The organism is Pantoea phyllosphaerae (assembly GCF_051025595.1).
Classification (GTDB): Bacteria; Pseudomonadota; Gammaproteobacteria; order Enterobacterales; family Enterobacteriaceae; genus Pantoea.
Genome location: NZ_JBPFDE010000002.1, coordinates 274,140 through 286,632, shown reverse-complemented (window position 1 = coordinate 286,632; position 12,493 = coordinate 274,140). Strand labels below are relative to the sequence as shown.

The 12,493-nt window shown below is 61.6% G+C and carries 9 protein-coding genes; 3 read left to right on the top strand and 6 right to left on the bottom strand.

Features of this window, described 5'->3' with window-relative positions:
• The first annotated feature begins 511 nt into the window (after positions 1-511).
• Complete coding sequence (locus ACR6A7_RS04580) at positions 512-913, top strand: H-NS family histone-like protein (protein WP_033748500.1); 402 nt, start codon at positions 512-514, stop codon at positions 911-913.
• Positions 914-989: 76 nt separating this feature from the next.
• Here the strand turns inward: ACR6A7_RS04580 and ACR6A7_RS04575 are convergent, their stop codons facing one another.
• Positions 990-2,291, bottom strand: a complete 1,302-nt coding sequence (locus tag ACR6A7_RS04575) for an LLM class flavin-dependent oxidoreductase (protein ID WP_434123634.1) — start codon at positions 2,289-2,291, stop codon at positions 990-992.
• Positions 2,292-2,330: 39 nt separating this feature from the next.
• Positions 2,331-3,404, bottom strand: coding sequence for an iron-containing alcohol dehydrogenase family protein (locus ACR6A7_RS04570; RefSeq protein ID WP_434123633.1), 1,074 nt, complete (start codon positions 3,402-3,404; stop codon positions 2,331-2,333).
• 268 nt (positions 3,405-3,672) lie between these two features.
• On the opposite strand from ACR6A7_RS04570, the gene ACR6A7_RS04565 reads away from it, so the two are divergent.
• Positions 3,673-4,974, top strand: coding sequence for an MmgE/PrpD family protein (locus tag ACR6A7_RS04565; protein WP_434123631.1), 1,302 nt, complete (start codon positions 3,673-3,675; stop codon positions 4,972-4,974).
• A 10-nt stretch (positions 4,975-4,984) separates the two neighbouring features.
• On the opposite strand, the gene ACR6A7_RS04560 is transcribed toward ACR6A7_RS04565, so the two are convergent.
• The 4 genes from ACR6A7_RS04560 to ACR6A7_RS04545 are packed head-to-tail and all read right to left on the bottom strand — an operon-like array spanning position 4,985 to position 9,856.
• Positions 4,985-7,267, bottom strand: coding sequence for a molybdopterin-dependent oxidoreductase (locus ACR6A7_RS04560; protein ID WP_434123629.1), 2,283 nt, complete (start codon positions 7,265-7,267; stop codon positions 4,985-4,987).
• Positions 7,268-7,291: 24 nt separating this feature from the next.
• The gene (locus ACR6A7_RS04555; protein ID WP_434123627.1) at positions 7,292-8,053 is read right to left on the bottom strand and encodes an amino acid ABC transporter ATP-binding protein; all 762 of its coding nucleotides are present in this window, start codon (positions 8,051-8,053) and stop codon (positions 7,292-7,294) included.
• Positions 8,046-8,972 (bottom strand): amino acid ABC transporter permease, encoded by a 927-nt coding sequence (locus ACR6A7_RS04550; RefSeq protein WP_434123625.1) that lies wholly within the window; start codon positions 8,970-8,972, stop codon positions 8,046-8,048. The genes ACR6A7_RS04555 and ACR6A7_RS04550 overlap by 8 nt, the downstream gene beginning before the upstream one ends.
• On the bottom strand, positions 8,969-9,856 hold the full coding sequence (locus ACR6A7_RS04545) for an ABC transporter substrate-binding protein (RefSeq protein ID WP_434123808.1): 888 nt from the start codon (positions 9,854-9,856) through the stop codon (positions 8,969-8,971). The genes ACR6A7_RS04550 and ACR6A7_RS04545 overlap by 4 nt, the downstream gene beginning before the upstream one ends.
• Before the next feature lie 330 nt (positions 9,857-10,186).
• Here ACR6A7_RS04545 and ACR6A7_RS04540 point away from each other — a divergent pair, with 330 nt between their 5' ends.
• On the top strand, positions 10,187-12,328 hold the full coding sequence (locus ACR6A7_RS04540) for a TonB-dependent siderophore receptor (protein ID WP_434123807.1): 2,142 nt from the start codon (positions 10,187-10,189) through the stop codon (positions 12,326-12,328).
• The last annotated feature ends 165 nt before the right edge of the window (positions 12,329-12,493 follow it).

Here is a 12,493-nt window from a genome sequence, read left to right as displayed (position 1 = left end):
AACGCGTGCTATTCGGGCAGATAAAATAGTTCCGCACGTCACTACCGGCATGTTGTGCTAAATAGTGGCTGGCATTTGCGAAAGGTAAATATTGCAAAGGTTAATGATAACGCTGCGCAAAGGGTGGCCGGTTTAGAAATTTATAACGTCTCTTCATTTTACCCTTTTGTGCCACTCTACATACAACCGGTAAAAGAGTGAGCCGATATAGCGGCTCAGTTGGGCTAATCTAACTGTAATCAGCAAGATAAAATCCGTTACGTTTAAATATATAGCCCGCACAGCAGCCTGCCCGCCATAACGGCAACCGCGCAAAAACTATTCGCTGCGCTCCCACCTGGCTGCTGCGCTATATTTGTTCTTGTTTTTTTATGCTAATAGTTTCCCCCGGGCGAGCTAGCCACAGATTATCAATTAAATGCTACGCTCTGTGCTTTAGCTTATTTCCTTTATCTAATTTTTACCGTAAACTGCGCGTTTTACCTATTTTGATTCGTTAAGGGTTATATCCATGAGTGATGCGCTGAAAGCATTGAATAATCTTCGTACGCTGCGCGTTCAGGCACGAGAAATTGAGCTCGACGTGTTAAACGAGATGCTCGAAAAGTTCTCTGTCGTTGTCGCAGAACGCCGTGAAGAAGTGAATGCTGAACAAGCCGCGCAAAAAGAAAAAGCGGAGAAGCTGGCGTTGTATAAAGAGATGCTGATGAAAGATGGCATCGATATTTCCGATCTGGCCGACCTGGCGCAGAACGAAAGCAAGCCTAAAGCGAAACGCGCCCCGCGCCCGGCAAAATATAAGTTCACGGATGAAACCGGCGAAACCAAATTCTGGACCGGTCAGGGCCGCACGCCTTCGCCGATCAAAAAAGTGCTGGATGCAGGCGGCTCGCTCGACGAGTTCCTGATCTAAGCTGATTGAATAAAAAAGGCGCTGATATCAGCGCCTTTTTTATTTCTGCATTGCGGCTTACTGCACGGCGGCCAGATCAGACCGCTGGCAGGCCGAGATTTTCACGCAGCGTGGCGTAAGCATAGTCGGTCGGAAACAGGCCGCGACGGCGCAGCTCCGGGATTACCAGCTCAACAAACAGATCCAGCTGCTCCGGCATAATGGCCGGCATAATATTAAAGCCGTCCGCGCCGCCCTGCTCCAGCCAGAGCTGGAAGTCGTCGGCGATATCCTCTGCGGTACCGACGATCACCCGGTGCCCGCGCGAGCCCGCCGCGATCGCCGCCAGCTCGCGCAGCGTCAGGTTCTCGCGCTTCGCCATATCGGTCATGAGCTTCACGCGGCTCTGGTTGCCCTCGCCCAGCGGCACCTCCGGTACCGGGCCGTCCAGCGGATAGCCAGAGAGATCCATGCCAAAGCGCAGCGAAAGCTGCTTCAGCCCGTTGTCGATATCCACCAGCGTGTTCAGCTCTTTCCACAGCGCCTTCGCCTCTTCGCGCGTGCGGCCGACAATCGGCATCACGCCCGGCATGATCACCACGTGCTCCGGGTTGCGGCCCGCGGCTGCGACCTGCGCCTTCTGCGACTGATAAAACGCCTGCGCCTCCTCCAGGCTGGCGGCGGCGGTAAAGACCACTTCGGCGGTTTCGGCGGCGAGCTGCTGGCCGTCGGCGGAAGATCCCGCTTCGATAATCACCGGGCGTCCCTGCGGGGAGCGGGTGATATTCAGCGGGCCCTGCACCTGGAAATGCTCGCCGACGTGGTTAATCGGATTGATCTTGTCGTTGACGAAATATTGTCCCGAGGCCGGATCCGGCTCTACCGCGCCCTCTTCCCACCCTTCCCACAGTTTACTGGTCACCTGCAGAAATTCGCGCGCGCGCGCATAGCGCTCGGCGTGGTTCGGCATATCGTCGCGGCTGAAGTTTTTCGCCACGTCGGCGGAGAACGACGTCACCACGTTCCAGGCGGCGCGGCCGCGGCTGATATGGTCGAGAGAGGAGAAGGTGCGCGCCATGGTGAAGGGATCGCTGAAGGTAGTCGACGCGGTGGCGGCCAGGCCGATACGGCGGGTATTGACCGCCACCGCTGACAGCATGGTCAGCGGCTCAAGGCGCGCCATGGTAGAGGGCAAACGATACATGCTGGTCGCCAGCGCGTCGCCAACGAAGAAGAGGTCAAAACGTCCCGCCTCCGCTTTCTGCGCCAGGCGAATCAGCCAGTCGATATCGGTCGGCGCGCCCAGCTCTTCGGTCAGGCGCCAGCCGCTGACGTGATGCCCTACCGGCTGAACGAAAAGACCAAGACGCAGACGATGTTTTGCAGATGAACTGTCCATATTATTTCCCTGATTGCAGTAAAAGCCCTCTTTGGGCGGCTATGAAAAATGGTCGGTAGCGATAAGTGCCTGCTCCAGCGCCGCTGGCGAAACCTCAAACGGCAGACGCGCCGCGCTGGCTGCCGGAAAACGCACTTCAGCGGCCAGACGATGCAGCGCCGCCGCGCGATCGCCTGCCAGCACGGGCAGCTTCAATGGGGCGTCGAAGCGGCGCAGCAGCGCCACCAGCGCCGGGTCCGGTTCGCCGTTGCCCTGCTCCATAAAAGACTGAACCAACAGGCTGTAACCGACTTTTTCGCCGTGCAGCCAGGGGTGCAGCTCCGGCAGTCCGGTCAGGCGATTATGGATGGCGTGGGCGTAGCCCGGCGTGGGTAGAGTATCGCGCATACTGTTGGCCAGTCCAGCCAGCACGATATTCGCGTCGATGATACGCTCCAGCGCAAAAGTCACCTGACGTTGCCGGTTGGCCGCTACCGCCTCGTCGCCCCACTGCCGATAGGCGTCCACCGCGCGCTGCGCCGCCATGACCTTCAAATCGAGCGCCAGGCTGTCGGGATTGTGACGCTGATAGGGACGAAACTCGTACCACTTGGCCAGCGCATCGACGATGCCCGCTTTCAGGTAGCGCACATCGCTGCGGGCGATGATTTCGCTGTCCACCAGCACCAGCGCCGGCATTTTGCGCAGCGGCTGGCTGCGCAGATGCGCGCCCTGCGCGTTATAGACGATCGCCACCGGCGACCAGGCGGCGCAGGTGGCGGCCAGCGTGGCAAAGTTGATCACCGCAACCTTATCCAGCCCGTCGCCCGCCGCTTTGGCGCAGTCCAGCACGCGCCCGCCGCCGACGGCCAGAATCGCCTCCGCGCCCTGCTGCGCCGTATTCGCCTGAAGCTGGCTAATCGCCTCGTCGGTGCATTCGCCGTCGAGCAGCTCCAGCTGCCAGCGGATGCCCTGCCTTTCGAGGCTTTCGGTGAGTTCAGGATTCACCGCCTGCCAGGCGCGCGGCGAGGAGAGAATGCGAAGATGGGTAGCGATGGGACGAATATGTTCTCCGGCCCGCGCGCAGATCCCGGCCTGCTGTAGATAGGCTTGCGGCGATTTGATAGCTAACACGGCTTATCCTGCTGTGGGTCTGCTGCCCGCTAAAAAGGTCGGGTAAACAGAGAGTTAATAAGGTTGCCCATGCGCGTGGCGTCTGCAGGGTATAGTACGACAAACGCTAATTTAAGCAACGCCTTATGCGGCCTCTGCTCTTCACAAATTCGCATTAGCTTATCGATATTTCAGATATAGCGAGCGGCGCCTTTGTTGCTACCCTCTGCACTCTGCTTTTTAGTCTGGAGATGACGATGCGTTTTTCCCCTGATCTGGCGGCGATGCTGTGAGCCTCACCGCGCAGCTTAGCCAGCTGATAACCGGTTCCCAACCTGACGAGGCAGCGCGCCAGCGCGCGCGCGAAGGGGTGCAGGATTTTCTCGCCGTCAGCTGGCCGGTGCTCAACCGACAGGTGCCGGACAGCGGCTTGCCGCTGCTGAAAACGATTTACGGCGATAGCGGCCCGGCGTCGCGCGCGCTGCTGCTCGGCTACGCCGCACACGCGCTCGACTATGACGATTTTCACGCCGACTTTCGCGGCCATCCCAGCGTGGTGATCCTGCCTGCGCTGCTGGCGTGGGCGGCGGAGAACAACGCGTTCAACGCGGCGCGCTTTCTGGACGCTTATAGCATCGGCGTGGAGATGGCCGGCCGGCTGGGTCTCGCCATGACGCAAAGCCACTACACGCTCGGTTACCACAATACCGCATCGCTCGGCACGCTGGCCGCCGCCGCGGCACTGGCGCGCTTTAGCGGCGCGGACGCGCGCCAGACCGCGGTGCTGCTCGGCATCGCCGCTACCGAAGCGAGCGGCCTGCGCGCCCAGTTCGGCTCGGCGGTGAAGCCGCTGCACGCCGGTTTCGCCGCCGAGCGCGCGGTGCGCGCCGCGCAGCTGGCGCTGGCGGGGTTCGACGGACAGCCGGAGGGCGTGCTTGAGGCCTTTATTTCGCTGGGCAGCGCGCGTGAGGCGCAGCCTGAAAAGCTGCTGGAAAACTGCGGCGCGCCCTGGCGCATTGTCACGCCGGGCCTGGAGTTCAAACCCTTCGCCACCTGCGCCGGCACGCACAGCGCGGCGGAGGCGACGCGCGAGATCCGCCAGCGCTGGAGCGGTTCGACACCAGCGCTGCTGAGCGCTATCGATCGCATAACCGTGGCCTTTCCGCCCGGCGGCGATATCGCTGCCTCAGTGCGCCAGCCGAAAAACGGCATCGAGGCGCGTTTTAGCCTGGAATATGTCATCGCCGCCATGCTGATTTACGGCGACCTGCGCATGGCGGATTTTGCCGAAGGTGAAATCAACCCGCAAATTATGGCGCTGGCGGCGAAGGTAACGCGCCAGCCCGACCAGAATGCGCCGCCGGATGCCATCAATCCCGGGTTGCGCTTCCATGAAGTGACGCTGTTTCTCAACGACGGCACGCTGCTGCGCCAGCGGCGCACCCGCCAGCAGTCGCTGGCGACGCCGGTGGACGTCGCAGGCAAGCTGCGCGCGGCGCTCAACGGGCAGCCTGCGCTACTGGCCTGCAGCGCGCTGCGCGATGATGAGGATTTACACCGCCTGGCGCAGACACTGATCGCCGCGCTGTAGCGGGCGGCGCTTAGCCTTGCGGCGGCGTAAAGGCGGCGACCGGCGGCGCGTCGCCGATATATTTTCTGACGTTCACCACGGCAATCTGGCCGGTGCAGCCCTGCGCCAGCGCCGAGGTGCCGATATCCTGCGTCAGCACGTTAGGGTTGCCGTGACGGCAGAGCGGTCGCGCTGCGGCGGGATCGACTGGATCGTACCAGGCGCCGGTCGGCAGGCGCACCACGCCAGGCCTGATCGCTTCGGTGAGCGCAGCGCTCGCCAGCAGGTGCCCGCGCGCGTTATAGAGCTCAATGATGTCGTTATCGGCGATGCCCAGCCGCTGCGCGTCCAGCGGATGCAGGCTGCAAACCTCACGCCCGTTGCGCTTGGCGCTGCGGCTGTAGTCGCCGAAATCGAGCTGGCTATGCAGGCGCGTCGCAGGCTGGTTGGCGATCAGCCAGAAAGGATAGTTTGTGGAGGGCTGCTCGCGCGGCGCGCGCCAGACCGGATGGCCGGGACAATCCTCATAGCCGAAACCGGCGATGGCCTCGGAAGCGATCTGGATCTTTCCGGTGGGCGTCGGCAGCGGATGGGCTGCCGGATCGGCGCGAAATGCATTCATCATGCGGCCGCCATCCTGCAGCTGCGGCAGCGTCACCACGCCTTCCCGCCAGAAAGCGGCGAAATCGGGCAGCCTGACCTGATGCGCCGCCAGCTTCTCCTGCAGCTGCGCATAAAGATGTTCAAGCCAGCCGCGCGCGTCGCGCCCTTCGGTAAACGCCGCCTCTCGTCCCAGGCGCCGCGCCAGCTCGCTGAAAATCTGGTAATCGTCCCGCGCCTCGCCGTACGGGGCCGCCACCGGCTGCATGGCGATAAGATGGCGATCGGTCGGCGCGCCGCCAACATCTTCGCGCTCCAGCGTCATGGTGGCGGGCAACACGATATCCGCGTGGCGCGCGCTGGCCGTCCAGGCGCTCTCATGGACGATCAGCGTATCAAGACGGCAAAAGGCGTGACGCAGCCGCGCCAGATCCTGATGATGATGAAACGGGTTACCGCCTGCCCAGTAGGCCAGCCGAATGTCGGGATAGGTCAGATGGCGGCCGTTATAGTGAAATTTTTCGCCGGGATGCAGCAGCATATCGGCGATGCGCGCTACCGGAATAAAGCGATCGATGCCGTTTTTACCCTGCGGCAGCGCCGGAAAACTCGCCAGATTATGGTGTTTGCCATAGTGCCCCAGCGCGCCGAGCGCATAGGTAAAACCGCCCCCGGGCAGGCCTGGCTGACCCAGCGCGGCTGCCAGCGCCAGGCCCAGCCAGACCGGCTGCTCGCCATGCTGCGCCCGCTGCAGGGCGTGCGCCACGGTAATCACTACGCGTTTGCCGTGCAGTGCATGCGCCAGCGCGCGGATCTGCGCCGCGGGCAGGCCGCAGAGATCGGCGGCCCAGTCGGCATCACGCGTGATGCCGTCTTCTTCGCCCAGCAGATAGGCTTTGAGCGTCGGCCAGCCGTGGGTATAGCGCGCCAGAAAGTCGTCGTCGGTCAGGCCCTGCGTGGTCAGCTCATGCAGCAGCGCGAGCATCAGGGCCGCGTCGCTGCCGGGGATCAGCGGTAGCCATTCACCGCCTGCTTCATCAGGCAGATCGCTTTTCAGCGGGCTAACGGAGATAAAACGCGTGCCGCGTCGGGCGGCGCACTGCATAAAGCCGCGCTCGGTGTGCTCGCTAAGGCCGCCGCTCGCCACCTGGGAATTTTTCAGCGCCAGTCCGCCGAACGCCAGCACGACTTCGCTATGCTCTGCGATCGACTCCCAGCTGACGCCGCGCCGCGCAATCTCGTTCATATCGCCGACGATATGCGGCAGCAGCACCGAGGCCGCGCCGGAGCTGTAGCTGTTGACCGAGCGCACATAGCCGCCCAGCACGGTATTCAGAAAGCGGTGCACCTGACTTTGCGCATGATGAAAGCGCCCGGCGCTCGACCAGCCGTAAGATCCGCCGAAAATACCGGCCGGCCCATAGCGCTCCCCGACGCGCCCTAGTTCGTCCGCCACCCGCGCGTACGCCTCTTCCCAGCTCACCGCTACGTAGCTGTCCAGACCGCGGCGCGCGTCGGGACCCGGCCCGTTCTCCAGCCAGCCGCGCCGTATCATCGGGCGCGCCACGCGCGCCGGATGCGCGAGCGCGTTGTGCAGATTCGCCAGCAGCGGGCTGGGATCGGGGTCGGCGCTGAAAGGGGTAATCGTCAGGCTATCGCCGTCGCGGCGCGCGCGAAATGCGCCCCAGTGGGCGCTGTGCATACTGTCGGTCATGATCGTCCTGCGGAGAAATGGCGCTCAGAGCACCGTTGCGATGAAGTTGCGCACGCGTCCGTTGTTGGGATCGTCAAGCACCTGCTGCGTCGGCCCGGCGGCAACGATCCGGCCGCTCTCCATAAACACCAGGGTGTCGGCGATTTCGCGCGCGAAGCCGATCTCGTGCGTGACGATCACCATGGTGATGCCGGAATGCGCCAGCTGCTTAATCACCTGCAGCACCTCGCCCACCAGTTCGGGATCGAGCGCGGAAGTCGGCTCGTCAAACAGCAGCACGCCGGGATCCATCGCCAGCGCGCGGGCGATGGCGACGCGCTGCTGCTGTCCGCCCGACAAATTTTGCGGCCACTCCTCTTCGCGCCCCGCCAGCCCGACCTGCTGCAGCAGCGCGCGCGCTTTTTCCATAACCTGCTGGCGCGGCGCTTTTTTCACGCGTATCGGCGCGTCGGCGATGTTTTGCAGCACCGTGCGATGAGGAAAGAGGTTGAACTGCTGAAATACCATACCGATGTCGCGGCGCTGGCGCGCTACCTCGCCGCTGCTCAGCTCATGCAGCGCCTGCCCTTTCTGTCGGTAACCCACCAGCTCGCCGCCGATGCGGATAGTGCCGCCGTCCAGCTTTTCCAGGTGGTTGATGCAGCGCAGCAGCGTCGATTTGCCCGAGCCGGACGGCCCGAGGATCACCGTCACCGAACCGGCGGGAATATCCAGATCAACCTCGTCAAGAACGGTGACGCCGGAAAAGCGTTTGGTCACGTTACGCAGAGCGATTGCCTCAGCCATTGGTGATACTCCTTTCGCTGCGCGTCGGCGTAAAGCCGTTGAGCAGGCTGCGCCACAGGGTGCGCGACTGACCGCGCGACACGCCGCGCGAGAAATAGCGTTCGACATAGAACTGCCCGACCGACAGCACCGAGGTCATCAGCAGATACCAGAGCGTCGCCACCAGCAGCAGCGGGATCACCTCATAGGTGCGCTGATAGATGATCTGCGCGGAAAAGAGCACATCCTGCAGCGAGATCACCGACACCACCGCCGTGGTTTTTAGCTGGCCGATCACCTCATTGCCTGCCGGCGGCAGAATGGCGCGCATCGCCTGCGGCAGGATGGTGAAGCGGAATATCTGCGCCGGCCGATAGCCGAGCGCGCGCGCCGCCTCAAGCTGCCCGTTGCCAACGCTCTGGATGCCGGCGCGCACGATCTCCGCCGCGTAGGCGGACTGGTGCATCACCAGCGCGATAACGGCAGCGCTGAACGGACTGACCAGCGCGTTGGACTGGGCGCTCCAGAGTTCGCCGACGCCCGGCAGCGACAGGGAGAGCGTGGGATAGAGTGCGGCGATGTTGTACCACAGAAACAGCTGCACCAGCATCGGCACGCCGCGAAAAAACCAGGTATAGGCCCAGCTTACCGCCACCAGTACCGGATTCGAGGAGAGGCGCATCAGCGCCAGCACCGTGCCGAAGGCGAATCCCAGCACCACCGAAATTGCCGTCAGCTGCAGGGTCATTAAAACGCCCTGCAGAATCGACACTTCGGTAAAGTTGTCGGCGATAACGCCCCATTCGAAGCGTGGGTTATTGATCATCGAGTGGGCCATCGCCACTACGCACAGCAGCACCAGCAGCGCGCTCAGCCAGCGGCCATAGTAGCGTTTGCCGACGATGCGTAGCTCGTCAGCGCGATGCGGTTCCGGGTTCACTGGAAGATCTCCTGATTACGTTTCGCCTCTTTCACCGCGCCGAAGCCGATCTCCCAGCGATCGAGGATCTTCTGGTAGCTGCCGTCTTTGATCAGCGAATTGAGCGCCGCCTGTACTGCGGGCTCCAGCGGTGAATCTTTCGGGAACGCCACGGAAACCGGCGCATCGTTGACGCTGATCTCGCCGCTCATGGTCAGCGGTTTGATCAGCTTCACCTGCCAGGTCAGCCCTTCGTAAGGCCCGAAGAACATCGGCACGCGTCCGCTGACCACCGCCTGCACGCCAGCAGGACGATCCGGGAAAACGGCGATTTTAATCGGCGGTTTGCCTGCGCTTTCGCAGGCTTTGCTCGCCTCTTCCAGACGGGTGATCTGCGTGGTGCCCGCCCCCGCGCCGACCTCTTTGCCGCAGACCGCGTCGAAGGTGGTGAACGGCGCGATACTGGCGCTTTTCAGAGAGATAATGCCGAGGCGGCTGGCGTTGTAGTAGCCGACGAAATCGACCTGCTTCAGGCGCGCCTGAGTGGCGTTGATATTGGAGAGCGCCACATCGTAGCGGCCGGTTTTCAGGCCGGGAATGATATTGTCGAAGCCGCCGGTGTCGCGCCACTGTACCGCGACGCCCAACCGTTCGCCGACGGCGTTCATCACGTCGATTTCGCGCCCGGCCAGGGTTTTATTGTCTTCTTTATAGAAGGTGGTCGGCGGCGTATTGGGGTTAGTCCCGGCGACAATATAGCCGCGCTGCAGAATAGCGGCAGGCACCAGGCTTTTCAGCGCGGGATCGGCTTGCACATGCAGCGAGCTGTCGGTGGGCACCGAGGCGTCGGCGGCCATCGCGCCCTGTGCGGCCAGAGCGAGAGCAATAAGGGTGACACGTTGCATGAGTTTCACGGGGACCTTTCTCCTGATCAAATAAAATCCCTTGCGGGAAAAGTGGATATGTATCCATACGGCCAGACGGCTTCATTCTCAAGGAGAAGGGGCTGGCTTAACAAATGCGAAAAAAAGCTAAGCATTGCCGTAACAGGCATTAGCGTGACGTATAGGCCGTTTTTTAACCTATTGTCCAGCAATGTAAATATGCTGACATCAACTATACAATGAGAATCATTATCACTATCATGCGCATTTACTTACACTCATTAACGTATCAGGGAGAAAGTTTAAGTGAATGTAACGGTAGATTTCAGAAAGCGCCCTTGCGCCCTGCTGATGGTCGGCATGTTGAGCGCCACCGGCGTCGGCGCGGAAGAGACTGAAAAGCTGGCTGACGACGAGACGATGCTGGTCACCGCCGAACAGATCCTCAAGCAGCAGCCCGGCGTCTCCACCATTACCGCCAAAGATATTGAAAAAAGCCCGCCGGTAAACGACCTCTCCGACATCATCCGTAAGATGCCTGGCGTTAATCTGACCGGCAACGGCGCCAGCGGCAGCCGCGGCAACAACCGCCAGATCGATATTCGCGGCATGGGGCCGGAAAATACCCTGATCCTGATTGACGGCGTGCCGGTTTCCTCGCGCAACGCGGTGCGCTACAGCTGGCGCGGCGAACGCGATTCGCGCGGGGACAGCAACTGGGTGCCGCCAGAAATGGTGGAGCGTATCGAAGTGATCCGCGGCCCGGCGGCGGCGCGCTATGGCTCCGGCGCAGCGGGTGGCGTGGTGAATATCATCACCAAACGACCAACCAATGACTGGCACGGCTCGCTCTCGCTGTATACCAACCAGCCTGAAGAGAGCAAAGAGGGCGCGACCAAACGCGCCAACTTTAGCCTGAGCGGGCCGCTGGCGGGCGAAGCCCTGACCATGCGCCTCTATGGCAACCTCAATAAAACCGACGCCGACGCCTGGGACATTAATACCGCGCAGAACGGCTCCTGGGCCGCGGGTCGCGAAGGCGTGCGTAATAAAGATATTAACGGCGTGCTCTCCTGGAAAATAACGCCAGAGCAGATCCTTGATTTCTCATACGGCTACAGCCGCCAGGGCAACATATACGCGGGCGACACGCAAAACAGCAACGGCAATAACAGCGCCAACGGCCTGGTCGAGTCGCTGGTCGGCAGCGAAACCAACCGTCTTTACCGCCAGTCTTACGGCCTGGCGCACAACGGCATCTGGGACTGGGGCCTGTCGAAGCTGACGTTCAATTACGAGAAAACCAACAACACGCGCCTGCAGGAAGGCACCGCCGGCAGCGTGGAAGGGATGATCAACAGCAACACCTTCGCCACCAGCCGACTGGAGAGCTATCGCGGCAACGCGGAGATTAACTTCCCGCTCGACTGGCTGCGCGACCAGACGGTGACGCTGGGCGCGGAGTGGAACCATGACAGGCTGAACGATCCCGCCTCGATGCAGGCCGCCAATCAGGCGGGCGTGAATATCGGCGGCGTCAGCGGCAACGCGGCGGATCGCAGCAGCAAGAACAGCGCGACCCTCAGCTCGCTCTACTTCGAGGACAATATCGCCGCGACCGACTCGACCGAAATTATTCCCGGCATTCGCTTCGACTATCACAACAGTTTCGGCGCCAACTGGAGCCCGAGTCTGAACCTGTCGCAGGGTCTGGGAGACGATTTTACGCTTAAGGCGGGCATCGCCCGCGCCTTCAAAGCGCCAAACCTCTATCAGTCCACCGAAGGCTATCTGCTCTCGACCCGCGGCAACGGCTGTCCGAAAAATATCGCGTCAGGCAGCTGTTATCTGCTGGGCAGCGACGATCTGGAGCCGGAAGTCAGCGTGAATAAGGAGCTGGGCATTGAGTTCTCCCATCAGGGCTATGTGGCGGGCATCACCTGGTTCCGCAACGATTATAAAAACAAAATCGTTTCTGGCCGCGAGCGCGTGGGCATCGCTTCTAACGGCTATAACATTCTGCGTTGGGAAAACGCTGGCAAAGCGGTAGTCGAAGGGCTGGAAGGCAACCTGACGGTGCCGCTGATCGCCGATACGCTGGAGTGGCGCAGCAACGCCACTTATATGCTGAAGTCGGAAGATAAAGAGACCGGCAATCCGCTGTCGATTATTCCTGAGTACACCATCAACTCGCAGCTGGAGTGGCAGATGACCCGCGACCTTTCCGGCAATATCAACTGGACGATGTACGGTCGCCAGAAGCCGCGCCAGTTTTCCGAGTCGCGTCTGGAAGTGAACAATCTCTCGCAGCGCGAGGTCGGCGCCTACTCGGTGCTGGGCCTGAACCTCAACTACGACCTGACAAAAAACCTGCGCGCCAACGCGGGCGTCAGCAATCTGCTCGACAAACGGGTCTATCGCGAGAACGCGGGCGCGTCGACCTATAACGAGCCTGGCCGTGCCTGGTACGCTGGCGTAACGTACAACTTCTGACCGGTCCCGCCGCCGCCGTTGCGCGGCGGCGGACAGGCGAAGAAAGATTGCTGATTTAACCTGATGTAAAGCGAGGCACGTGGGGTTATGATGCTGCCGCTGCGGGTCATGCGTCGTCACACTCCGCCGCGCCTTGCGGGAAAAAGCAGACAGATGCACAGGCGC